The sequence below is a fragment of the Thermoplasmata archaeon genome, from assembly GCA_035632695.1.
In the GTDB taxonomy this organism is placed as follows: domain Archaea; phylum Thermoplasmatota; class Thermoplasmata; order RBG-16-68-12; family RBG-16-68-12; genus RBG-16-68-12.
This window is the reverse complement of record DASQGG010000203.1, coordinates 1-23,916: the sequence shown is the minus strand read 5'-3', so window position 1 is coordinate 23,916 and position 23,916 is coordinate 1. Positions and strand designations below refer to the sequence as shown.

Sequence of the window (23,916 nt, the reverse complement as noted above, 5' to 3'; positions counted from 1 at the left end):
GACGTCACCAGGAGAATCGCATGTGCTCCGCGTTCCGGATCGGCCGCGGCTCGCCGACGGCCGCGAGGTCCACGATCCTCGGCCGCGCGTCCTCGTAGTCGTCCAGGGTGCGCTGATCCGGGGGCACGGGGCGGTACCACTCCGCCGCGTCGGAATCGGAGCGGGTGATCAGGACGCCGCCGCGGCCGTGGGCGATGCGGACCACGCGGTCCACGGACTCGTAGAGCTGGCGCCGGATCGAGCGGCGGCGGTAGAGCTTGGACAGGCCCGCGTTCGTCACGAGGCCGACCACCCCGCGGCCTGCGACGGTCTGGCGGACGGCCCGCACGGAGCGCTGGAAGAGCGCGTGCGCCTCCCCGACGTCCACGTCCTCGTCCAGGTACATCTCCGGGAGGCAGGCGAGGACCGCGAGTCCGGCGTCGGTTTCCTCGAGCTTTTTATCCAGCATGTCCAATAGTAATGTGGTCATCTGGTGGCAGGTGAACGCCCGCGCCACGTGGACGCGCGGGAGGATCTCCTCCCGCGTCAGGCCGGCGCGCTTGCCAAGGGCGACCATGCCGTGGGGGTCCACGGAGTTGCCGCCGTCCACGAAGACCACGCTCCCGCCCTCCATGACCGCGCGCACGCACAGCAGCGTGGTGAGGTGGAACACGAAGTCGCTCCCGCTGTCGATCAGCGTGACCCTGCCCGCCTCGAAGGATCCGAGGAGACGATCCAGGGTGGGCACGGAGGTCGTCAGGGCCTTGCGCGCCTCGAGGCGCGTCTCCGGCGGAGCGAGCGTCTCCAGGATGAGGGCCATGGGATCCTCCCGCGGAGTCCATGAGGGTGGCGATATAAAGCTGGGGACGGAGGGGAGGGATGGGTGAAAGTGACGCATCCGCCTCTGCGGCGCGGAGTTATCCCTAAATAGCGTCCAGGCCGATGGTCTCCGCGGAGGGATCTCTGCGGACATCCCGTTGATCATCTTCTTCGGCGGGCTCATCGCGGCCTTCGTGGCCATCCTCGCGGTGGCGCTCCACAAGCCCCTTCTCGCGGTGACCCCCCTCGCGGCTCCGGCCGTCCGGCGGGACATCGCCTACCGCCTGCGTGTTCTCGGGTACCCCGTGGATGCAGGCAGTTCCCCCATGAAACTCTCGATCGACTCTCTGTCCGCCGTGAAGATCCACGTGCGTCCCGCAACGCGTGGGACCGAAATCCGGTATGAGGTCGACGCCACCGGCTTGGGGTGGACGCTGGTCCTGATCCTGATGTTCAGCGGCTACCTCGGCCTCGTCTCCCTACTCATCGCGCTGTACATCCATGCGAACGCGGCCAGATTCGCACGGGACCGCGTCCTCCCTTCAATCGGCCACCCTCCTTTGGGTACATTGCCCGGGCCAGGTGTGCACTCCTTCCTAATTGAGGGCCTGAGCGAGGCTCAACGCCTAGCGTCCGAGGCGTTGGAGTGGGAGCGGGAGGCGCGCCAGAACGCAATCGGATTGATCGTAATCGGCTCCATTGTCGTGTGGGTCGTCACCCTTTTCGCCCTCGCAGCCTTCGTCCCAACGATCCCCCAAGCTCTACTCGTGGACTTTCTGTTCGCGACCCTCGCTGCCGCGAGCGCGACGACACTGGGGGCGTGGGCGGTCTACCGGCACTCACGTCCGATGATCCGCGAACTCGAGCAGGACACGGAGTCGTATCGCGCGGCGTTGGCCAGTGAGGTCTTTGGAGCACCGACTCCCCGGACCACGCGGGGTGGGCTCGAACTCCTTCTCTACGCCGCGCAGCGGTCGCCCCGATGGCGGGAAATCCGTAGAAGGCGCAGGCGGTGGCACGATCCGTGGACGGGGTTCACGATTTTCGCCTTCGCCGAAATCACCTTCCTCTGTTTCCTCTTCGCGATCATCGGGGATTTCCTAAGCGTGGAGTGGCGCGTCGGGTTGGCTGTCGTAGGCGCGCTCTCGGTACTGGGAGTCATTCAGACGGTCCGGACGGAGCGGCGCGTGATTCACGAACAGGACGAACGCGATCGGCTGGACTGGGAGCGGAGGCGGGAGGAGATCGAATCCGTCTTCTGGAAGATGCTCTCGGGGTGAGACGTGGCCAGCATGGACCGACCGGACCTCTACGTCGTCGCGCGAATCCTCGATCGCCTGTGGCAGTCCCAGGAGCCCATGCTCCGCACCCATCTCCAGCTCGCCGCGAACGTGAACTACGACATCTTCGCCCGCTACCTAGATTGGATGCATGAACGGAATCTCGTGGACTTGGAGGATTCCGCGGACGGCCATGTCCGCGTGTGCCTCACCCCCGGAGGCCAGGAGGCATACCGGAAGATCGTCCAGTGGATCAACGAGGTGGTCGGGGGTCAGATGCCGGGGGCCTGAGGGCGCGGGTGGAGCTCCCAGATCCTCCCGCATGCGCTGCAGGTGAAAGTCCGTGTCCCGTTCCGCATACCGGCGTGCGTATCCCCGGAGGAGGGGGAACAAGATACGGCCCACGCGCCGAGGCTGGATTTCCGCCTCCAGGGAGATCCGGGTCCCTTCGGGCGCGGAATCGAAGCGGTACGCGTACCGCACGTCGGCCCCAGGATAGCGGGCGGTGACCCCGTACCCGTTTGGCGGGTCGAGGACTGCGTGCTCGTGAAGAGTCACGGGGGCGGGCCGAGTGGCCCGATCCCGTAGCCACACCTCGTTTCCCTCTCGCTGCAAGATTTCCCGACGGCTTGACGCCGGTGAGCGGGGGCTCCGATGGTCATCCTCCCGGAAGTCCGTCCACCACGCGTACACGGCGTCCCGCGGGAAGGGGACCGTGCGTTCGATTCGGACGATCATTCACGGGGGTGGAGGCGGTGGAGGGTAGGCGGCCTGGGCACGGGCCATGGCTTTCCGCTCCTCCTCGATCCGGCGCTTTCGGTTGATCGCCCGCGTCTGGACGTACGCGCCGAGGACGAAGAGGCCGATTCCACCCAGGGCGGCCACGAGGGTCGCGACGTTCAGGATGTAGAGGCCCGCGGCCAGGAGGAGCCCTCCGATTGCCGCCGTGATGATCCCGATCAGGTCGTCGATGAAGTAGTAGCTGACCCCGAAGACGACGACCACGACGAGGAGGGCGACGATGAGCGGGGGATCCAGCGTGCGCGCGGTGAAGTAGGCTTGCCCGTTCATGAGGGAATAGACGAGCGCGCCGGCGAGGACGCCGACGAGGAACGCGAGGGCGACCTTCACGAGCTTGGAGAACAGGATGCTCCCGATGATCGCGCCCACGATGGCCAGGACGATGCCGACCAAGTTGCCGCCTAGGGGCACGCCCAGGAGGTAGCCCACCGCACTGCCCAGGAGGGCGCCGATCATGGACATGACCATGGCCCAGATTCCGTGCCCCCAGAACGCGAGGAGCAGCCCGGTCACGATGAGCACGCCGCCGATGAGGAGGGTGACCTCGGGGGCGATGTTCGGGATGGGAGGCGCCATGGACCTATCCCATTCGGGCGGGGGTATAAAATTGTAACGCGGTGAATCCCGCGGAGACCGCACGCGGCCGACGGAGCTCCTAGCCGCGTCCTAGGACATCGTCGGCGCGCTTCCCGATTTCCGTCATCGCGCCCTCATCGACGACCTCGGGCGGCAAGAGGTACTTGCGCACTTTGAGGTCCTCGTACTCGAGCACGTCGATCACCGTCGGGATGCGGATCGCATCTCCGAGGACCGCGACGGTCCGGAGGGGAAGCTTCGCGACGATGTTCACCCACATACCCTTGTCCGGCACGCCGGCCAAGGCGCTCTCGACGTCGGACGGCTCCTTGAGGGACATGACCAGACGGTTCGCGAGCTGGCTGCGCACCTCGTCGTCGATCCGCGAGGGGCGTTGGTCGATCAGCGCAAGGATCAGGTTGAACTTCCGCGTCTCCCGCGCGAGGCGGCTGAAGATGGAGTACTCCACGAGCCGCGGGTCGAGGAACTTGTGGGCCTCCTCGAGGAACAGGACGAGCCGCGGAAACTTCTCCGTCTGCTCCGTGTACAGGTCGAACAGGCGGCGCGCGAGGACGTTGGCCACGAACAGGTAGACCATCTGGTCCGTCCCGAAGTCTCCGAAGTCCAGGACGACGGACTTGCCCTCCTTGATGTGCGCCAGCATCTGCCCGAACGCGTCCTTGGCGCCCTTCTTGATGAACGGCAGGCGCTGGAAGCGGCCCATGCGCCGCTGCAACGCCTGGAGGACCATGAGGTGGAGCTGGCCGCCCTCGACCTCCGCCTCCGTCGCCTGCTTGTCCCGGATCGCGCTGACGAGGTCCACGTCGCGCGGCTTCGTGCGGTAGATCGCGTAGATGTGGTCGATCATCGGCGGCGTGAGGTCCTGGAACGCGATGATCAGGTCCTCCGGCGTGATCTGGTCCGGGTCCATGACGAACGGTTTGGCCTCCGTGTTCTTCGAGTCCAGGGAGAACGTCTCGACCTTGTGCGGGAAGAAGTACTTCAAACCCTCCGTGCCGTCCGTCTTGCTGTACACGCCGTACTCGCCATGCATGTCGAAGATCAGGACGGAGCCCGCGTCCTTCGCCAGGATCGCGGTGCAGATGAGCTTGTTCAGGATCGACTTCCCCGTGCCCGTGCGGCCGAAGATTGCGAACGGCTTCTCCACGAGTTTCTCCATGTCCACGTGGACGTAGAACGGCTCGACGCCCGTGATCGTGCCGATGGGGGCGGACTTCTCCGTGGGCTCGTAGATGCGCTCGACGTCCGCCTTCGTCGCGTGGCGGCACTCGCTGAAGTACGGTGGGATTGTCTGAGGCTCGCTCAGGGCGCCCGTCTCCTTCTCGATGAGCTGGATCATCCGCAGCTTGGCCTTCGAGTAGAAGATCGGGCCGCCGTACCCTTCGTGCGTCTCCGGTCGGGGCACGACAATGTCGCTGATCGTGGACCCGGCGAGCTGGTCCGCGATGTCGCTCGGCTCGTTCAGCACGTCCTCCACGAGGCAGTAGAAATCGTAGCGCGCGCCTTGGACGATGACCGGGTAGGCGATGCGCAGCTCCTCCGGATTGCCGAGTTGCAGCTTGGCCACGAGGCCGTCGATCACGCTCGCGGCGACAATCTCCCCGATCTTCATCGCAGGTCCCTCGCGACCTTGTCCAGGTACTCATGGAAGGCGGACTTCCTGCGGCCCTCGACCTCCGTGAGCCCGTCGAGGACCGTGCGCACGTCGATGCCCATGCGGAGCGCCGCCCGGATCACGGTCTCCTGATAGATCGGCTTCAGCTGCCGCACGGTCACCGCCATCCGGTGGGCCTCGATCAGCGGCCACGGGTACCCGACGGAGACGAGGCTCCGAGCGAACGGCGCGAGCTGGCCGAACACGTACTCGGGCTCGTCGCGGAACGTGCCCACGTCCACCCGGAACCACTTCCGACCCTGGGGATGCAGGCGGGCGTAATAGATGTCCCCATGCAGGAGGCCCTCGCGCGCGGCCTCGGACTCCTTCGGCGCGCGGACGAACGCGGTCGCGCCGTGCGGGATCTGGGACTGGCATCGCGCGAGGAAGTCCTCGTCCGTGAGGACCTGCCCGAACGTGTGGAGCTGGCTGTCCTTCGAAATGCCCACGAGGACGTGCTCGCGCTTCTCGCACACCTCGACGAGGCGCTTCATGAACGTGAACTGCTTCGGGAATTCGGAGAGCGTGCCGTCCATGGCGACGATGGCGCCCTCGCAGTCGTCCGCGAAGTTGATTGCGAGCTGCCCCTCGATGAGGCGGCGGTACTCGTTCACCATGTCCCGAGGTTGGTTTTCGTTCGCCCCGCGGGTGAACTCGAACAGGGCGCGGTGCAGCTCGTCCTGCTTCTGCACGAACTCCTCGAACGTCGAGAGGCCGAGCATCCGCTGCATGAGGCGCACGTCGAGCCGCTTGAACCGCTCCCCATCGAAGTTGTAGCGGAGCAGGCCCACGGAGATCAGGGCGAGCCACCAGCTCGACAAATTCAGGAGGAACGAGTAGGAACCGTCCACGGCGATCATGTCCCGCGGAGGGTCCGCGGGCCGGAAGATGCGGAACTCGGGCACCGCCTCGGGCGGGATCGGGAGGTCTCGCTGGTTGCGGACGAGGAGCTCGAGCTCCTTCCGCATGTCGTCCACGTAGCTCATGCCAGGACTTCCACCCGCGACTCCTGGGTCGGCGTCATCGTCACGCGCAGGCGGCTCGGGAAGCGGTCCGCGACCTCGGCCAGGTGCGTGATCAGGATGACCTTTTCGAAGAACTCCCCCATCCGGAAGAGCTTTTGCACGAAGAGTTCCCGCGAGACCTCCGTGTCCAGGGACCCGAGGTCGCCCTCGTCGATGAACAGGGTCTTCATGCGGCCGAAGGTCCGCCCGAGCTGCGGGAGGGACGCGAGTTCCCGGGCGATCGCGAATCGGAGGGCCGCGTTGATCTGGGTCTTCTCCCCCCCGCTGAACTCGCCCACGTCATGCCAGAGGCCGTCCACGCCCTGCACCTGGATCCGGATGCCGTGGCCCCGGCCCTCCTCGTACGTGGCGAGCTTGATCCTGCTGAAGCGTCCGTCCGTGAGCTCCGCGAGGTTCTTGGACGCCTCGATCTCCAGTTCCGGGAGGAGCTGGTCGATCGCGTACATGACCACGCCTCGGTTGTGGAAGATCCGATTCACCAGGATGTCGACGATTTCCCCTCGCAGCCGCAGCTCGTCCCGCAGGCGCTCCGCCTCCTTGAGCCTGGACGCATCCGCCTCGAGGCCCTCGATCTGGGCGTGGAGCTGCTTCGCCTGTCCCTCCCGCGTGTGGAAGGCGCGCCTCTCCGTGTCGAGCGCGGCCCGGATCGCCTCGAGATCGGATTTCGCGGCTTCGTACGCGGTCTCCTTGATCCGGAGACCGTGGTCCTCGCTCTCGAGCGAGGCAAGCTCCGCCTCCACGGCGCCGAGTTGGCGGTTCTGGTCGGCCAACAGGGCCGCGGGGTCCCCAAGGGCCTTGAGGCGCGCGCCGATCTCGTCGGCCTTCCGCCGCTTCACGCCCTTCTCGTGGACTGCACGGGTCAGGTCCTCCACGTGCCTCCGGTCCCGCTCCGTGAAGGGGTTCGCATCGAGCTCGCGGAGGGCCGTGATCTTGGCGTCGTCCAGCCCCTGAAGGGTCTCGTGGCTCTCGTCCGCTTCGCGCTTCAGGTCCGCGCGGAGCTCCTCCACCTGGGACCGCAGTTCCGTGAGGACGAAGGAATCCTGGTCGATGGAGCCCACCTTCTCGTGGATGTGGGCCAGGGCTTTCTCCGTCCTCGCGCGCTCCTCCTGGAGCAACCGCACGGTATCGGCCCGGTCCGCGAGCCATTCGAGTTCCCGTTCGATGCGGGCGACTCGTTCCTCCAAGCGCCCCTCGTCGCGGACCAGGTTGAAGGCCCCGTCCCGGTCGAGCTCCGTGCCCAGCCCCGCGAGCTTGCGGTGGAGCGCGTCCATCTTGTCCTTGATCTGGTCCCGCCGCCGCTCGTGGTCCTTCTTGGCCTGGTCGAAGATCCGCTCCGCGGTTTCGGCCGCGAGGCGCACCCGCTCATGAATCTGCTGCCGCTCTTTCGACCCGTCGAGTTCCTCCCGGACCGCATCGAGGTCCGCGGCCTCCTCCTCGAGGGTCTCGAGCTCCTTCCTGAGCTCCTCGGATTGCGTCCCCTGCTGCCGCGTCTCCTCCATTCGTCGGCCGAGGGCGTCGACCTGCCGGTGTCGGTCTTCGATCGCGGCGTTGATTCGAACCCAGGCCTCGTGCTCGGCCTCCTTCCTCCGGAGGTCCTCTTCGGCGGCGCGCAGCTTCCCTTCGAGGGCGGCGACTTGGAGGCTCCCCGCGGCGAGGTCCCTCCGCGCGGCCTCGAGCTCCTGGCGGGCCGGGGGGAGTCGCAGGAGGGACTCGGTCCGCGCCGCAATGTCCGCGTCCTTCGCGCGCAGGTCCGACTGGAGCGAGACCTGCTCCTCCTTGGCCCGCTGGAGAGCTCTCTCGAACACCTCGAGGCGGAACAACTTCTGGAAGACCGCCAGGCGGTCCGCGCCCCGGGCCGCCCCGAGCTCCTTCATCTCCTCCTGGCGGACGAACGTCGAGTTCCGGAATCCCGTGTAGTCGAGGCCCACGACGTCCTGGACGGTCTGTTCCTTCTCCCGAATCGTCCCGGAGATCGCCTCGCCGTCGCGGCTCACCTCCAGGTAGGAATCCTTCTTCGTCGTGAAGCCCCGCCGGACCTCCCAGCGGCTCTCCCCCTGGCGGAAGCCCACGCGGACGTACCCGCCGGGCCGGCACACGTCCGCGGTCTTCACGGTCTGGATGTCCGTGCGGGTCGTGGACCCGTACAGGGCGAACGTGATCGCGTCCAGGATGGAGGACTTGCCCGCGCCGGTCCGTCCCGTGATCACGGTGAACTTCTCGGGGAAGCGGATGGGCGGGTCCGTCTTCTCGACGTAGCGCATGAATCCCCGCATCTCGATTTCGTCGAGGACGAATCCCTCGCCCGCCCCCGCGGGCTCGAAGGAGGTCGCGGCCTCCGCCTCGATCTCCTCGGAGCTTCTCATGCGAGGGCCTCCCGGAGGATCCGTTGGGCCTCCGTCTTGATCGCGTCCCGCCGCGCGTGACCCGCGAAGTTCTTGTCCACGTACTCGGCCAGGAGCCGCATCGGGTCCATCGTGAACTCGTCGGTCGTGATGCGCCCGCGCTCGGTCGACACGAGCCGGAGCTCGTAGTGGAACGCGTCCTCGAGACGCTTCTCGAGCTTCCGCTCGTCCAAGGAAGGGCGAAGCTCGTCCGGGAGGCGGACCTCCACGCGAACGAGCTTGCCCGCCACGTCCGCGGGCAGACTCTCGAGCACCCGTCGGGTCGCGTCGTCGCCCAGGGCCAGCGTCACGTCGACCTTCTCCATGGGCCGCGCGGGCAGCTCCACGAAGGACCACGTGCCGTCCGCCCGCAGGGCGACGAACCCCTTTGGGTCGAGACGCTCGCCCCAGTCGATCCGCTCCGGGGCGCCCGGGTAGACCACCTTCCCAAAGAGGGACTGGTGCAGGTGGATGTGGCCGAAGACCGCGAGGTCCACGGAGGCCGGGAGCATGTCGCGGCTGAACGTGAAATCGTGGGGGACCACCTCCGGAGGTGTTGTGCTCGCGTACCGCACCCCCTGGAACTCGAAGTGGCCGAAGAGCAGGCGCAGGTCGGCGTCCCCGAGCTCCTCAGCCCGGTTCTCGATCCAGCTCTTCCAGACTCGCCGGGCGGCCTCGTAGGCTTCCTCTCTTGGGATATCCTTGCCCAGCTTCTCATGGATCTGCTCGACGATCTCCTCGGGATGTAGGTAGGGGAGGAGGATGAAGCCGACCTTCCGGCCGTCGATCGTGCGCGTCTCGGCTTTGGGGTCTCGGAAGATGCGCACGTGGGCGTACCCTCGGAAGTCGTCCAGGGACGTGGACCGGGCGGCCCGCCGCGGTTGGTCGTGGTTCCCCGCGAGGATCCAAACCTCGATTCCGGCCTTGCCGAGCGGCTCGATCACGTCGCGGCGCACGAGTTCGCGGAATACGGGCGCCACATGGGTGCGGTCGAAGAGATCCCCGAGGATGCAGAACAGGGACGCCCCATGGTCGATGGCCCACGTGGCCGCCCTCGCAAAGTTCCCGTGGAGGTCCAGGGCCCGCTCCGAGATCCCCGTCTCAGGGTCGATCCGGAAGTCGAAGGAGAGCCCTTCGTGGACATCCCCTATGCAGACGATCTCATGCATCCTGGTCGACGCAACGCCGAGACGCTACTTATAGCCTCGAGTTGCAGGTGGGTGAAAGTGGTAAACCCCCCGGCCCGTTAGGGGCAGCCGTGCTCACCCTCATCCTCGCGGATGCAGAACTGGAAACGGTGCCTTCGCCCCTGCAGGGCCACCCAGCAGTCCGAACGTCCGCGAAGCGGCGCGGCCGCTCCCCGGCCGCGATTCTCCTGGACAGCAGCCTCCACCATCCTGCCCTGAAGAACTTCCCGGAAGGCGAGCGCCGCGGCCGGCCGGACATCGTCCATCTGTTCGCCCTCCTGTGCCTGGATTCCGTCCTCAACGCCCAGGGCCAGCTCCGGACGATCGTCCACACCCGCAACGATGACGTGATTCGCCTTGCGCCCGAGACCCGGATCCCCAAGAACTACCCGCGGTTCGTCGGCCTCGTGGAGGATCTCTTCCAGAAGGGCGCGGTCCCCGAGGGCAAGCCCCTCCTCGCCCTGGAGCGCGGGGTCCCGCTTGGGAAGCTCCTCTCCGAAGCGCGCGCGCCGGCCTGGGCGTTCAAGGAGGGGGGCGAGCGAGTGAACCTGTGGACGGAGTTCGCGAATCTCGAGGGCGATCTCGTCGCGGTGGTCGGGGGATTCCCGCACGGGGACTTCCGCAGCCCGGTCGCGGAGCTCTGCGACCGCGTCGTCTCCATCCACGAGGAACCGCTACGAGCATGGACCGTGACGAGCGAGATCCTCGTCGCCTACCGACAGCGGCTCCTTCCGCCGAAGGACGGTTCAGGGTAGCCGCGGCCCTCGCCGTGCCGGGAAGGGCGCATCCTCCCGGATTGGCTCGCCCTCCCCATATCGGGACGCCCGAAGGGGCTCGAGGTCTGGGGGCCGTTTCCCGGCGGCTAGGTACTCCGCGAGGAGCCGTCCGATTTCGGGGCAGAGCTTGAACCCGTGGCCGCTGAAGCCCACGGCGACAAAGAGGCCTTCGGGCCCGGCGGCGTCGAGAATGGGGAACGAATCTGGGGTGACGTCGTACACACCGGCCCATCCGCCGCGCGGCTGCGCGCGGGCCAGGTCCGGGAACCGCTTCGCGAGTCGTGCCCGCAGGTCCCTCACGGTCGCCCCCGGGACCGAGTCGTCCTTGAGCTCGTGCTCCCGGACCGTCTTCCGCGGATCCGTGTCCATGTACCCGACTAGGACGTCCTTCTCTCCTTCCGGCCGCGAATACGTGTTGTGGTAGAAGTCGAAATGGATTCGCGGAGCGCGGTCGAAACCCACGGGGCGGCGGAGGATGGCCACTTGGCCCCGGACGAAGTGGACCGGAAGCTGGACGCCGGCGGTCTTGGCGAGGCTCGGGGTCCAGTTGCCCGCCGCAAGGAGGACCCGGTCCGCGGCGATCCGACCGCCGCGGATTCGTACGCCGGTGACTCGGCCTCCTTGGAGGACGACGCCACGACAGGGCCTTCCTTCCAGGATCGTGGCGCCGTCCCGGGCGGCCGCCGTGGCAAACCCCGAGGCCGTCGCGATGGGATCCGCGTAGCCCGCGTTCGGGTCATCGACCACGGCGGCGTAGTCTGCGACATTCAAGTGCGGCTCGAGGCTTTGCGCCTCCTCGGGTGTAAGCCGTGCGACTTGGACCTCTTCGGACTTCATGAGATCGAGGAGCTTCTCGAACGCGGGCAAGTCCCTCTCACGCGTGCCCGAGAGGAATCCGGTGGTCCGGAAGTCGCAGGAAGCCCCCGTCTCATCCTGGAACCGCTGGAAGAAGGCGAGACTGCGGCGGGCCAGCCGGATGCCCAGGCGGCTCTCGTAGTGCTGGCGGACGATGGCCCCGCTGTGCCCCGTCGCCCCCGAGGCCACATGGCCCGATTCGAGGAGCACGATGCGTTCGCCGCGGCGGGCCAGGTGGAAGGCGACGCTGGCCCCCATGCATCCGCCGCCCACGACGACCACGTCGGCGCGGGAGGGAGCCAGGTCCACCACGGGCACCGTGAATCTCCGACGCCTTATCGGGCTTTCGTAGCGCTCGCAACGCTTTATCTGACCGCCTCCCGATTCGCGGCGCGTGCCCGACACCTGGCGCCTGGGTACGGGGGACGAGCGGATTCGCGCCGCGGTCATCGGATGCGGCGGCGCCGGATGCAACACGCTCCGCCATGTGGCGTCGGCCGCGGGCGTCGAGCGGGTCGCGATGAACGACACGCTGCATCCCTCCATGGTGGGCATCTCCCGACGTGTGATCGTGCCCACGGAGCCCCTGATGGCGATCGCGTCCCTCGAGGAGAAGGCGATCCCCAGCCTGTCGACGAACGAGGAGAAGGAGCTTTCGGACGCCCTCGCGGACCGCAACTTCGTCGTCGCGATCGGCGGCCTCGGAGGGCAGTTCGGCGGCTGGGCCCTCGGCGTCGTCGGTCGGGTCGCACGAATCCTGGGCGACACGTGCCTCGCCTTCGCCACGATTCCGTTCCACGCGGAGGGCCTGCTGCGCCGTCAGCTTGCCGAAGCGCAGCTGGGCGTCCTCCGGAATCGCGCGGACAGCGTCGTGGCGTTCGCGAACGACGCGCTCCTGCGGGCCTATCCTACGCTCCCGCTCTCCAAGGCGTTCGGCGCCATGGGCGCCATCATGGCCCGCCCGGCGGGAGGCCTGGCCTCGGTCCTCACGCGGTCGGACCTCGTGCCCTTGAAACGCTTCTTGGGCCGCTCCAAGGACTGGCGGTTCGGGATGGGCGCGGGAGGGGAGAAGCATCGCTGCTTCGTCGCGGTCGAGGAGGCGTACGCGAGCCCGTGGTTCACGGGACGGCACGAGGACGTACGCGAGGCGGTCGTCTTGATCGGGCAGCCGCCGGAATCCTCCTTCGAGGACGAACTCCTGCGCGAGGTGCGGCTCAGGTCCCCGCTCGCGGACGTCGCCTGGGCCGTCCTCCCGGACCCCATGCCCGAGGACCGCGTCCAGGTGCAGATCCTCGCCGGGCTCGGCGTGCGTTGAGCCGGCCTAGGGTGAAGCCGGCCCGCGGCCGACCAGCTCCCTCAACGTGGACCCCACAGCGGCGGGGACAAGCACCGCGGCTCGCCACCCGCGGCGGTTCCGCCGAACTCCTCCCCCGCGTCAGTCCGTGACCGCCGAGGTGATTTCGATCTCCTCGGCGAGGTCCACGCCCATGGTCAGGCTGCCCCAGCGTCCGATCGCCTTCACGACGTCGTAGCTGCTGAGGATGCCGACGACCTCGCGGCCGTTGAAGACCGCCAGGTGCCTCAGGTTCGCCCGCCGCATCAGGCGCGCCGCGTAGGCCAAGGGCACGCCCGGCGTCACGGTGACGAGGGGCGCCGTGGCGACCTCCCCCACGAGGCTCGTGCTCGGGTCGCGTCCGTCGGCGAGGGCGTCCACCACGTCGCTCGACGTCACGATGCCGAACGGCTCCTCGCGGCCCTCGGGGCGAACGATCAGGCTGTTCACCTTGGCGTCCGCCATGCGCTTGGCAGCGGCCTGGAGCGTGGCGTCCTCGGAGACCTCGAAGACCTCCGTGGACATCGCGTCCCGGACCCGCACGTATCGGGCCATCGTCCCCGCAACGCAGCCGCGAGGGGAAATGTTCTCCGTCTGTACAATACGTGCGGTCCGTCCGGCTCGCGGCACCGCCTCGCTGAATCAGGCTCGATAACCGCGTCCCAAAGGATTAAAGCCTGGAGACCGACGCCGCGGGAGCCATGGCCGAGGAGACTCCCCAGGCCCCTACCCACCTGCCCTCGCGGATGGTCGCGGCATTCAACGGCGCGCATCCCCTGGGCCGCGTGATTGAGCACGTCTACCTGACGTACGACGGCGGGACGCCCATGGTCCACCTCTCGCGCAACTTCATCCCGGGCGCGGACCCCGACCTGATCGCGTCCATGTTCACCGCGATCGACAATTTCATCGATGAATCCTTCCACGAGATGGGGGTTGGGAGCGTCCGGAGCATCGAGCTCGGGGACCACCACCACGTGGCGTTCGGGAAGGGGAGGTGGCTCCTCCTGTTCGTTATGTACCGAGGCCGCGAGTCGAACCAACTCGAGCGGCACGTGATCCACCAGGTGCGTACGATCGAGGAGCAGTTCGCGGACCTGCTCCGGAACTGGTCCGGAGACATGGATTCCGCGAACACGCTGCGGGACTTCCTGGCACGAGTGTGGTTCTTCGACCACGATGTGTCCAACTCCGCGGCGCCCGTCGCAACCGTGGGGTCCGCCTCCGCATCGGGCGACCCCTCCGAGTCCCGTCGCACGTGACGGCGGGGTCGCTTCGGAAGTCACCGTGCGCCGAGGCACCTCTCATTGAACGATGTGGTAGGCGAGCATCAGAATCAGCACCCAGAGGATGGCGAAGGACGCGGGGAAGATCACCGTGAAGAACCAGAATCCCGCGCGGTGCGCCAAGCTTTCCATGCGGTGGTGGTAACGCATGAGCGCACCCTCCTCGTCGTGCTCCTCGAAGAACCGTGCGACCCGGGTTCGGAGGTCCGTGACCACGATCCAGATGACAAGCCAGAACAATCCGAACGCCGCGAGCAGCGTGACCAGGGTCGTGGATCCGGCCACGTTCACCCGGGTTGCGGCGAGCGAGGCCGTGAACGTCTCGCTGGCGACGAACATGGCCCGGTAGCTCTGGAGGACCGATTCGTGGTGCTCGAACTCGCGGATCGCGTCGTCGTGTTTGATGGGGAAATCGAGCGCGATGGGGACTCCGCAGGCGGGACAGAACCTGAGGTCGGCTTGGATGAGCGGGGCGCCGCACCGGCGGCAAACGGGAGTCGCGGCCATGGGATATCGCACCGCTATCTACCGTGACGGCTTGACGTTTCTGGGCGCAGGGTCACCGCAAACCTCAACCGAAGATACCACGGTCCGCACGCCGGTGCGACCGACCATGGACCGTTACCGCGTCCGGGAAGGCCAGAAGGTGCGATTGGATTCCTGGGATCCCGGGGACACGTCCGCGTTCCAGGGGAAGAAGAAGGACGGCCTCGACGCCCTGGCCGATCTCCGCGAGAAGCTCGACCCCCTCCAGGAGCTGCTCTATGCGGAGCATCAGCACAAAGTCCTCGTGGTCTTGCAGGGCATGGACACATCCGGGAAGGACGGGACTATCCGGCGGGTCTTCGAGGGCGTGAACCCGCAGGGCGTGCGCGTCGCCCGCTTCCGTGAACCCACTCCCGAGGAGTCTGACCACGACTTTCTATGGCGGGCCCACAAACAGGTTCCTGCGAAAGGGGAGATCGTGATCTTCAACCGCAGCCACTACGAAGGCGTCCTCGTCGAGCGCGTCCACCAGATCGTTCCCAAGGAGGTCTGGAAGCGCCGCTACCAGGAGATCAATGACTTCGAGCGCCTCCTGGCCGAGGATGGGACCGCGGTCCTCAAGTTCTACCTGAACATCGACGCGGACGAGCAGAAGCGCCGCCTCCAGGCTCGGCTGGACGATCCCTCCAAGAACTGGAAGTTCAGCTCGAACGACCTTCCCGAGCGCCGGCTGTGGGCGGAGTACATGAAGGCCTACGAGGAGGCACTCGAGAGGACGAGCACGCGCTGGGCGCCGTGGTTCTTGGTCCCGTCGAACCACGCATGGTATCGGGACCTCGTCGTCTGCCGCATCTTGGTCGATACACTCCAAGGGCTCAAGATGCGGTATCCGCGGCCCGCAGTGGACTTGAAGTCCATCGTGATCCGCTAAGGGCTATAGAGGCCGGGCCCGCCCTCCATAACCCCCGTATGTGTAACCTTTAGTAGATGGCGCCGCGTCCGGGATTGGCACGAAGTCGCTCGATTTCGTGACGCAGGGGGAGGATCCGTGAGTCACGTGGGCCGGCTTGGTACGATGCCCTCGGCCCGAGAGGCGCCCCCGCGTCACGCAGGCGCTGGCGCGAGGGTGGAACATGCGCTCGGGTGGGCATAGGTCCGTGGAGGCGTACCGCGACCTGGATGACCCGAGCTTGTACGTGAACCCGAACGTCGCGCGGATCCGGTTCATGGAACGGGTCCTCGAGGAAGCGGAGGATTCAATCCCGCCGCTCCTCGAGCGGACCAAGTTCCTGGCCATCCTGGGCAGCAACTTGGACGAGATGTTCATGGTCCGGATTGCGGAGCTCCGCCGCCTGGCCCACGCCGGATCGACCATCGCTATGGCGGACGGCCTCACGCCGACGCAGACCTTGGCCGAAGTGCGGCGGGAGATTCTCCCGCTCCTGGCCCGCGGCTCGGACTGCTGGCGCACCAGCCTGTTGCCCGGCCTTATGGCGGGCGGCGTCCGAATCCTCACGCACGACGAGCTGGACCGACCGGAACAGCGACGGCTGCGGGCCTACTTCCAGGACAACATCTATCCCGTCCTGACCCCCCTCGCCGTCGACCCAGGGCACCCGTTCCCGCACATCTCCAACCTCAGCGTGAACCTTGCCGTGGTCCTGCGGGATCCCAAGCGGGGCCAGCAGTTCGCCCGCATCAAGGTGCCCAACGTCTTCCCGCGGTTCCTCCCGCTTCCGCGGGGCCGACGCGCCCTTCCCGCGGCCGGGACGCCTGCGGGTGTGGAGCCGCACGAGTTCATCTGGATCGAGGAGGCCATCGCAGCCAACTTGGATACCTTGTTCCCCGGGCTCGCGGTGGATACCGTGTACCCGTTTCGAGTCACGCGGGACGCGTCCATGGACACGAAAGACGCGGAGGCGGAAGACCTGCTCACGGTCGTCGAGGAGACCGTGGACCGGCGGGCGTTCGGGCCTGCCATCCGGCTCGAGATGACGAACGCGCCTCCCGGGAACCCCGTGCGCGAGCTCCTCACGCGGCACCTGGGCCTGGAGCCCGAGGACGTGTACGAGACCCCGGGGCCCCTGGGTAAGGTGGACCTGTGGGAGCTCACCCGCCTGAACCGCCCCGACCTCAAGCTGCCGCCCATCGAGCCCGTCACCCCACCCTTCCTGCAGGCGGGCGAGCCCGTCGTCGACGTGCTACGCCGGCGGGATGTGCTCCTCTACCATCCGTACGAGTCCTTCTCGCCCGTGGTCGACTTCATTCGCCAGGCCTCGCGCGACCCCCAGGTCGTCGCGATCAAGCAGACCCTGTACCGGATCGACCGGAACTCGCCCATCGTGGCGGCCCTCCTCGAGGCGCGGGAGAACGGCAAGCAGGTCGCGGTCCTCGTGGAGCTCAAGGCCCGCTTCGACGAGGAGAAGAACATCGCCTGGGCGCGGACCCTCGAGAAGGCTGGCGTCCACGTCACGTACGGCATCCTGGGCCTCAAGGCGCACGCCAAGGTCTGCCTCGTCGTCCGGCGGGAGGGCGACCGCATCGCCCGCTACGTCCACGTGGGGACGGGTAACTACAACACGGAGACCGCGCGGATGTACGCGGACATCGGGTTCCTCACGAGCCGGCCCGATTTCGGTGCGGATGCCACGGAGCTCTTCAACGCGCTCACGGGCTACGCCCGAAAGCCGCGGTACCGTGCGCTCCTGGTCGCCCCCGGCGCGCTGCGCCGGGCGTTCCTGAACCGCATCGAGCGGGAAATCCGCCGTCACAGGCGGCGGGGCGACGGCTACCTCGCGTTCAAGATGAATGCCCTGGAGGACAAGGAGTGCATCCAGGCCTTGTACCGCGCCTCGCGTGCCGGGGTCCGGATTGACCTGCAGGTGCGCGGATTCTGCTGTCTCCGGCCTGGCATCCCCGGCGTGAGCGACAACATCACGGTCATCTCCGTGGTCGGCCGGTTCCTGGAGCACGCGCGAATCTACTACTTCCACAACGGAGGCAATGAGGAGATTCTGCTGGGGAGCGCGGACATGATGCCGCGGAACCTCGACCGACGCGTGGAGCAGCTGTTCCCGATCGAAGATCCCACGATTCGGACCGCCATCCGCGACCGCATCCTGGCCGTCCACCTCGTGGACAACGTCAAGGCGCGGTGGATGCAGCCCGATGGCAAATACGTGCGGCTCCATCCCGCGCCCGGCTACCCGGAGACTGATTCCCAGCGCTGGATGGCCGACCACGCCGGGGTGTGGAACGGGTACGGGAACGACCAGGGCCTTGAGCTCGCGAGCCTCGAACCCATCATGCACCGGCGGCGGACGCTTCCCGGCGAGGTCGAGCGCGGAGACACGCCTGCTTCGCGGTCCGCGCGCAATCTCCGGCGACGCGGGAGCAGCCGCGGGACTCGAGGCGCGGACCGATGAGGATTGCCGTCCTCGGGGACGCCCACGGCAACCTGGACGCGCTCCAGGCAGTCCTGCGGGATCTCCGCAAGCGGCGGGTCGACGCGATCTGGAATCTCGGCGATCTGGTGGGTTACGGCCCGCACCCGGAGGAGGTCGTCCAGCGGATGCGCAAGGGAGCCACCCTGGCCATCGCGGGGAACTTCGATCTCAAGGTCCTCGGCGCGGACCCCCGTGACCCGGGGACGAGGGGCACTCCCCTGGGGAAGTGGATCGGCCCGGTCTGGGCCCGGGAGAACCTGTCCCGGACGAGCCTGCGCTACCTCAGCTCGCTCCCCCGCGAACGACGGCTCACGATCGAGGGCCATCGGGTCCTCCTGACGCACGGCAGCCCCGCCTCGAACACGGAGAGGCTGGAGCCGGGGACGCCGCCGGAGCGGCTCGCTGAGCTTGCGAAGATGGCCCATGCGGAGATCGTTGTCTGTAGCCACTCCCACATGCCGTTCCTCCGCACGGCCGACGGAGTCACGTTCGTGAACTCGGGCGGGGCGGGGCGTTCGGACGACGGAGACCCGCGGGCGAGCTACGCGGTTCTGGACGTAGCGAAGAACCGGGTCCGCGTGACCCACCACCGCGTGGCCTATCCCGTGGAGGCGGCCGTGGACGCGCTTCAGCGGCGCGGCCTCCCCGCGGCGTTAGGCCGCATGCTCTTGGAGGCCACGACGCTCGAGGGTGTGCTTGCGAATCCGAAGGGGCATCTTCCCGGCTCCACGGCGGCCCATGCACGGGATTTGGAAAACGTACTTGCGCTGGCCCGGAGTTGCCGGTACGAAGTCGGCCACGCTCATCAGGTGACCCGTCTGGCATTGGACCTCTTCGACCAGCTTCAACCCCTCCATGGACTTGACAAGGGCGCACGGCGCTGGGTGCTCTATGCGGGCCTCCTCCACGACATCGGATGGCTGGAGGGCGCGAAGGGGCATCACAAGACCTCCCAGCGAATCATCGAATCGTCCCACGCCCTCCCCTTCGCGAAGAGGGAGCGTAGGATTCTCGCCTGTGTCGCCCGATACCATCGGGGTGCGTTGCCGAAGAAGCGGCACCTGCCCTATGCCGAACTCTCCGAGGCGGACCGCGCTACGGTCTCGAAGCTCGCGGCCCTCCTGCGTGTGGCGGACGGCCTGGACCGCACCCATGCCTCCGTGGTTGCACGGCTCTCCGCGAAAATCTCGCCCCGTCGAGTCCAGATCCTTTGCGAAGCGCGCACGGCCGCCGAGGAGGAGCGGCGGTTCGCCCTGAAGAAAGGGGACCTGTTCCGAGACGTGTTTGAGCGGGACTTGGCGATCACATGCTCTCGCCGCTAGATCCTCCCGCAGATCCGCCGCCGTCCCACGTCGTCGCCTTCATGGACATCGGGTCCAACTCCGTCCGGCTCCTGCTCGTCCGCATCAATCCGAACCAGACCTACACGGTCCTCACGGAGCAGAAAGAGGTCGTCCGGCTGGGCGAGACCGTGTTCGTGGACGGGCGGCTGCACCCCACCGCAATCCGGAGGACGGCCAACGCATGCCAGGACTTCGTGTCCCTGGCCCGCGCGCGCGGGGCAACCGAAATCATCGCCGTCGCCACTTCGGCGACCCGGGAGGCGAAGAACCAGGCTGAGTTCCTGCGCACGCTGAAGCGCCAGGTGGGTCTGGACGTCCGGGTCATCTCGGGGAAGGAGGAGGCGAGGCTCATCTACCTCGGCACGTCGCACGTGGCGAGGAAGGAGGACGGCCAGGCGTTGTTCATCGACATCGGCGGCGGGAGCACGGAGCTCGCGATCGGGGACCAGAAGCAGTACGCCTATCTCGACTCCTTGCGGCTCGGTGCGATCCGTCTCTCGGAGATGTTCCACTTGGACGCGGACGGGCCCATTTCCAAGAAGCACTACGATCGGGTGTGCGACTACGTCCGGGACACCGCGGCGCCGACGTTCAAGCGGATCCAGCGATTCCGTATCGGTCAGTTCATCGGGAGCTCGGGGACGATTGAGAACCTGGCGGACATCCTGTACCGTGTGAGATACGACCGGCGAAGGGACAGGTCCGACGTGATGCGGCACAGCGAGCTGGCGAAAATCATCGATCTGCTGTTCTCGCTGTCCCTCGACGACCGGCGGGCTGTCCCGGGTATCAACCCTGAGCGGGCGGACATCATCGTGGGCGGCGCGGCCATCGTGGACGTATTCATGGATGAGCTCGACCTCCCGGAGATTCATCCCACGGACCGCGGAATGCGGGACGGGCTGCTGCTCGACTACCTAGCGAACAGCGAGCATGCGGACTTCTACGGGGGCGTGCCGATCCGGGACCGGAGCGTGCTCCAGCTCGCCCGGGCCTGCGGCTCGGACGAGGCCCACACCCGGGTCGTGGCCCGCCTCGCGACGGAGCTGTTCGACAGCGCGAGGAAGCTTGATGTGCACCGCTACGGGGCCGAGGAGAGGGATCTCCTTGCCTTCGCGGCATTCCTCCACGACGTGGGGGCGTTCCTCTCGTACGACAACCAGAACGAGCACGCCTGGTATCTGATATCGAGTGCGGACCTCCTTGGGTTCAACCGCACGGAGATCGGAATCATCGCCGCACTCGCCTTCTTCTCACGGAAAGGGTTCCCGAAGCGAGGGCATCCCAAGCTCGAGGGGCTGGACCCGAGCTCCCAGAACGTGGTCCGCACGCTCACGGCGTTCCTCCGCATCGCAGACGGCCTGGACCGCAGTCGGCGGGGACTCGTCGAGCACGCGCGCCTCTTGAAGGGTCGGGACGGGCTCGTCCTCCACATCAAGGCACGGGGGGACGCCACGACGGACCGGTGGGGAGTCCAATACAACAATCCCGCGATCGAGAAGCTCCTGGGCCGCCGCGTGATCATGGAATAACGGATCTGTCCAAAACCGAGCGACTAGAAAGCCGCGGCGATGGCGGCGATTCGTCGATGGAATTCCGGGTTGTTCACCGTCGTCCACGTCCCGGCGAAGGTCCCCCGTAGCTCCTCGCAGCGATCGCGACGGGACGCCATGTACAGGGCAATTCCCGGGTGGGAGACGGTCTTCGATCCGGCGCCACCTTTGCGCAGGAACTCCCGCTCAAGGAGGTCTGCGGTCATCCACGCCTCTCGCATTTCCCCAAGATGATCCTGCACCGCCTTGAGCGATGTGACGAGTGGCTCCGCTTCCGGGCCTGTGACGTCGGCGAGGAACTCGAGTGCGTACCGCAGGCGCTTGACCTCGATTCGGAGTCGGTGATACCTCCGCAGGGGGACGTCGTCCCCGGTGAGCCATCCGTCGTACGCCCGCACGGCCGCGAGATGTTCATACAGGACCACCGGACCCTCGTGGCTGAGGAGAGAGGGGCGCACGCGGCCACTCTTGGTCAGCACCGAGAGAACGCCCGCGGACGCGTCCTCCAGAAACACGGGGAAGTCTCGTTTGAATCGGCCGTAGGCCGGCGCGTTCAGACGCTCCAACAGGCGTCCTCGGAGCCTCGCCCTGCGATCCTGCCAGTCTCGGAGGAGGGTGTCCATGTCGTACCGCTCCCTCATAGGCGCCGTCTCCCGGAATCGGCGGGCATGATCCATCATGACGTCGAGGTCCCGCACGGGTCCCAGCGTGCGACCCAGCGCACGCAGTTCACGGGTGAATGGCTCGAACTCATCCGCATCGAGAAAGCGGCCAAAGATCCGCGCGGCCGTCCTCATGCGTCGGACCGAGACCCGCATGGCATGGAGCCTCTCGATATCCTCGCCTTTCCGGGTGCCTCTCTCGTTGGCCACCATCCTGCGGAAGTGAACCGAGAGGACTTTCTTCGCGACGTCAGGCATGGCGTCGTCTCGGCGGATTACGGAGTCGTGCCGGGTAGCGGGCTTTGGCCGGATCCCCGTTGAGTTCCTTACAGGCATAGTGTTTCGTCCATGGGGGCGGGGCGGGAGCGCAAAGGGAAGGATATTCTCGCCCGTCGCTTAAACCATCCGAGCCGCCCCGAAACCGTGAGGTGTCGCGTCGGCCTCCAAGCGACACCGTTCCTTCGGACTCGAACAAGATGAGTCGCACAGGCCGTACGTGCTCGATTCCCTGGCTGGCCCCGTACGTCGTGCAGGGGTGAACCAACAGGCCGGTGCGGTCACCGACCCATAGTGCTCCATGAACTATGGGGGAAAGGTATTCCAATCATGCGAGCGTCGCTAGCCCGGGGCAGGGACCTCCTCCATCCGACCGATGCTAACCCCCTGCCTCCTTAATTCTGGGTTCGGATGGAGGGACGCGTGCTGCGTTCTTCTTAGGCCCGGGCCATCAAGGCAATCATGCATGTGCCGTCGGCCGAACCGTCCCGACGGGTCACTTTCGTCAGTTCCGTTGGCCTGGGCTAGATTATCCGTGCCGCGCTCGCAGCGGTCCCCCCGGATTGGGAAGGACAAAAGGGATGGGCGTGCTCCCGTGGCCGGAGTCAATCTTTCCGGCTTCCGGGAGCCTGCTCCCGTCATCTCCAGGCGATTCCAGCTACTAGAAGCTCGGCCCGCTACTCTATGGAGGAACCTGAGGGAACCGGAGGCGACCGGAATCTAGGGTCGGAGCCAAGGCGGGCCTGTGGCGAAGGTGCGACGCCGACCTCACGCCGTGGTGGTGATTCGGGTTCTTCGAGCCCGCGCAGGAGGCACCGGCTCGATCACGAGCGAGCGAATTCGGTCGCGGTCGACTCTGAACACGCTGCGGTAGACCTTCGGTGCGCGATTCGCCGACGAGGTCATACGCACCCGCGCGGTCACCGCATCCCCCTCCTGTCGTACTTCCTCAATCTCCACCTTGATGGGCTCCCCGCGATGCGCGAACGAGGCGGCAATCTCTCGGATTCCATGTCGCTCATGGCCGAGTTCATCGCGCAAGCGCGCGTCCATGCTGAATGCGTTGAGCGCGTCCAAGAACCGGCCGTTGTTCAACGCCGTGAGGTAGTGCCTCACGAGCGCCTCCTCGGGGCCTCCGCTGCCCGCGTTCATGGCTTCCATCATCCGGCCACTCCATCCGAGGTGTCGAGCTTACCCGTTTCCACCATAGAATACGGAGGCCTACGAAGAGTCCGGGTCCTCGAGCACGGCCAGGTTGATCGCCTGTTCCGCGATGTCCGTCGCGTAGCTTGCCGTCCGGCTGAGGCTGTCCACGATCGCCCCGAGGGCCAGGAGCTCCTCCCCCTTCTTCGCGGACACATGGTGGGATAGGGCGTCCACGAGCTTCTGGTGCTGCGCCCGGGCGTCGATCGCCTCGTTCGCAGAATCGATGTCGCCCGACATGAGGGCGCTGAACGCCTTGTCGAGGATGGCCGTCGCCGAGGCGTTGGCGGCCTCGAATTCCTTCACGAGCTTCGGATCGAGGTCCTTCTCCCCCACGAGGACATCGTACGTGCTCGCGATGCGCTCCGCATGGTCTCCTACACGTTCGAGGAGCTTGGCCACGAGCCGGTGCGTGTGAATGCCAGTTTCCAAGGGGGGCTCGGTGGTGCCCGGGGGCGCTGTGTGGGCGAGGTGGTATTGCTTCGCGACCATCCAGTACAACCGATCCACGTCCTGGTCCCGCTGGGCCACATCGCGCGCGAGGGCCATGTCCCGGGTCTTCAGGGCTTGAATCGCGTCCTCGAGCATCGCTCGTACGCTGAGATGCATGCGGCGAAGGCACTTCTCCGAGCTCAGCTCTGAGGGATCCGAAAGGTCCTGGACAACGATCGTCGTGCGCGTTTCCTCGATGATCTCGGGTCCGATGACGAGTCGGCAGAAATCGCGGGCCACGCGACGGACGAACGGTCCCGTCTCGGGCCGGAACCGAATCTCGATCAGGCCGAACCCGGAAATGTATGCGCCGATGAGCTTCCGGAGCAAGTGCTCGCGTTCCTCGCTCCCCTTCTCGTCGAAGATCTTGCGTCGGGCGGCCGCCTTCTCGGCCGGCTGGGGTCTCCCGGTCACCGACCCATCCGCCGCGGTCTCGAGGAACACGGTGTCCCCCGCCTTCAGGCCCGCATCCACCACCCACC

The 23,916-nt window shown here is 66.9% G+C and carries 21 protein-coding genes; 9 read left to right on the top strand and 12 right to left on the bottom strand.

Translation table 11 applies throughout. The annotated features are described in order from the left end of the window. Window positions 1-4: 4 nt before the first annotated feature. Complete coding sequence (locus tag VEY12_12685) at window positions 5-799, bottom strand: hypothetical protein (protein HYM40976.1); 795 nt, start codon at window positions 797-799, stop codon at window positions 5-7. Between the two features lie 157 nt (window positions 800-956). Here VEY12_12685 and VEY12_12680 point away from each other — a divergent pair, with 157 nt between their 5' ends. Together VEY12_12680 and VEY12_12675 are read left to right on the top strand one after the other, a co-directional pair. Then, the gene (locus VEY12_12680; GenBank protein ID HYM40975.1) at window positions 957-2,078 is read left to right on the top strand and encodes a hypothetical protein; all 1,122 of its coding nucleotides are present in this window, start codon (window positions 957-959) and stop codon (window positions 2,076-2,078) included. Window positions 2,079-2,090: 12 nt separating this feature from the next. Continuing rightward, window positions 2,091-2,369, top strand: a complete 279-nt coding sequence (locus tag VEY12_12675; protein HYM40974.1) for a winged helix-turn-helix domain-containing protein — start codon at window positions 2,091-2,093, stop codon at window positions 2,367-2,369. Between the two features lie 447 nt (window positions 2,370-2,816). Here the strand turns inward: VEY12_12675 and VEY12_12670 are convergent, their stop codons facing one another. The 5 genes from VEY12_12670 to VEY12_12650 form a co-directional block, all read right to left on the bottom strand. Continuing rightward, window positions 2,817-3,455: a hypothetical protein gene (locus tag VEY12_12670; protein ID HYM40973.1), complete on the bottom strand. Its 639-nt coding sequence runs from the start codon at window positions 3,453-3,455 to the stop codon at window positions 2,817-2,819. A 79-nt stretch (window positions 3,456-3,534) separates the two neighbouring features. Then, a complete protein-coding gene (locus tag VEY12_12665) occupies window positions 3,535-5,088 on the bottom strand; it encodes an ATP-binding protein (protein HYM40972.1) in 1,554 nt (517 codons plus the stop codon). Next, complete coding sequence (locus tag VEY12_12660) at window positions 5,085-6,116, bottom strand: DNA double-strand break repair nuclease NurA (protein ID HYM40971.1); 1,032 nt, start codon at window positions 6,114-6,116, stop codon at window positions 5,085-5,087. Before VEY12_12660 ends, VEY12_12665 begins: the two co-directional genes overlap by 4 nt. Further along, a complete protein-coding gene (locus VEY12_12655) occupies window positions 6,113-8,518 on the bottom strand; it encodes an SMC family ATPase (GenBank protein HYM40970.1) in 2,406 nt (801 codons plus the stop codon). The genes VEY12_12660 and VEY12_12655 overlap by 4 nt, the downstream gene beginning before the upstream one ends. Then, window positions 8,515-9,705 (bottom strand): metallophosphoesterase, encoded by a 1,191-nt coding sequence (locus VEY12_12650; protein HYM40969.1) that lies wholly within the window; start codon window positions 9,703-9,705, stop codon window positions 8,515-8,517. Before VEY12_12650 ends, VEY12_12655 begins: the two co-directional genes overlap by 4 nt. Window positions 9,706-9,794: 89 nt before the next feature. Between VEY12_12650 and VEY12_12645 the strand changes: the two genes are divergently transcribed. Beyond that, entirely contained in the window at window positions 9,795-10,478 is a 684-nt protein-coding gene (locus tag VEY12_12645) for a 16S rRNA methyltransferase (GenBank protein ID HYM40968.1), read from the top strand. On the opposite strand, the gene VEY12_12640 is transcribed toward VEY12_12645, so the two are convergent. Then, a complete protein-coding gene (locus VEY12_12640) occupies window positions 10,470-11,672 on the bottom strand; it encodes an FAD-binding oxidoreductase (protein ID HYM40967.1) in 1,203 nt (400 codons plus the stop codon). The two genes, VEY12_12645 and VEY12_12640, sit on opposite strands and share 9 nt — an antisense overlap. A 76-nt stretch (window positions 11,673-11,748) precedes the next feature. Here VEY12_12640 and VEY12_12635 point away from each other — a divergent pair, with 76 nt between their 5' ends. Further along, complete coding sequence (locus VEY12_12635) at window positions 11,749-12,669, top strand: hypothetical protein (protein HYM40966.1); 921 nt, start codon at window positions 11,749-11,751, stop codon at window positions 12,667-12,669. 120 nt (window positions 12,670-12,789) lie between these two features. Here VEY12_12635 and VEY12_12630 read toward each other — a convergent pair whose 3' ends face one another. Continuing rightward, the gene (locus VEY12_12630) at window positions 12,790-13,242 is read right to left on the bottom strand and encodes a CBS domain-containing protein (protein HYM40965.1); all 453 of its coding nucleotides are present in this window, start codon (window positions 13,240-13,242) and stop codon (window positions 12,790-12,792) included. Window positions 13,243-13,388: 146 nt separating this feature from the next. On the opposite strand from VEY12_12630, the gene VEY12_12625 reads away from it, so the two are divergent. After that, window positions 13,389-13,949: a hypothetical protein gene (locus VEY12_12625; protein HYM40964.1), complete on the top strand. Its 561-nt coding sequence runs from the start codon at window positions 13,389-13,391 to the stop codon at window positions 13,947-13,949. Between the two features lie 42 nt (window positions 13,950-13,991). Here VEY12_12625 and VEY12_12620 read toward each other — a convergent pair whose 3' ends face one another. Beyond that, the gene (locus tag VEY12_12620) at window positions 13,992-14,480 is read right to left on the bottom strand and encodes a zinc ribbon domain-containing protein (protein ID HYM40963.1); all 489 of its coding nucleotides are present in this window, start codon (window positions 14,478-14,480) and stop codon (window positions 13,992-13,994) included. Window positions 14,481-14,586: 106 nt separating this feature from the next. Here VEY12_12620 and VEY12_12615 point away from each other — a divergent pair, with 106 nt between their 5' ends. The 4 genes from VEY12_12615 (at window position 14,587) to VEY12_12600 (ending at window position 20,780) form a co-directional block, all read left to right on the top strand. Then, window positions 14,587-15,390, top strand: a complete 804-nt coding sequence (locus VEY12_12615) for a polyphosphate kinase 2 family protein (GenBank protein ID HYM40962.1) — start codon at window positions 14,587-14,589, stop codon at window positions 15,388-15,390. Window positions 15,391-15,616: 226 nt separating this feature from the next. Then, window positions 15,617-17,884: a polyphosphate kinase 1 gene (ppk1, locus tag VEY12_12610; GenBank protein HYM40961.1), complete on the top strand. Its 2,268-nt coding sequence runs from the start codon at window positions 15,617-15,619 to the stop codon at window positions 17,882-17,884. Further along, entirely contained in the window at window positions 17,881-19,227 is a 1,347-nt protein-coding gene (locus VEY12_12605) for a metallophosphoesterase family protein (GenBank protein HYM40960.1), read from the top strand. The genes ppk1 and VEY12_12605 overlap by 4 nt, the downstream gene beginning before the upstream one ends. After that, window positions 19,212-20,780 (top strand): Ppx/GppA phosphatase family protein, encoded by a 1,569-nt coding sequence (locus tag VEY12_12600; GenBank protein HYM40959.1) that lies wholly within the window; start codon window positions 19,212-19,214, stop codon window positions 20,778-20,780. The genes VEY12_12605 and VEY12_12600 overlap by 16 nt, the downstream gene beginning before the upstream one ends. A gap of 23 nt (window positions 20,781-20,803) precedes the next feature. Here the strand turns inward: VEY12_12600 and VEY12_12595 are convergent, their stop codons facing one another. From VEY12_12595 to VEY12_12585, 3 genes are all read right to left on the bottom strand, one after another. Then, window positions 20,804-21,721 carry a CHAD domain-containing protein gene (locus VEY12_12595; protein HYM40958.1) on the bottom strand — a complete coding sequence of 306 codons (918 nt, stop codon included), beginning with the start codon at window positions 21,719-21,721 and terminating at the stop codon, window positions 20,804-20,806. A 786-nt stretch (window positions 21,722-22,507) separates the two neighbouring features. Then, window positions 22,508-22,903 (bottom strand): nuclear transport factor 2 family protein, encoded by a 396-nt coding sequence (locus VEY12_12590; GenBank protein HYM40957.1) that lies wholly within the window; start codon window positions 22,901-22,903, stop codon window positions 22,508-22,510. A gap of 57 nt (window positions 22,904-22,960) precedes the next feature. Next, a partial coding sequence (locus VEY12_12585) for a phosphate uptake regulator PhoU (protein ID HYM40956.1) occupies window positions 22,961-23,916 on the bottom strand: 956 nt, incomplete at its 5' end.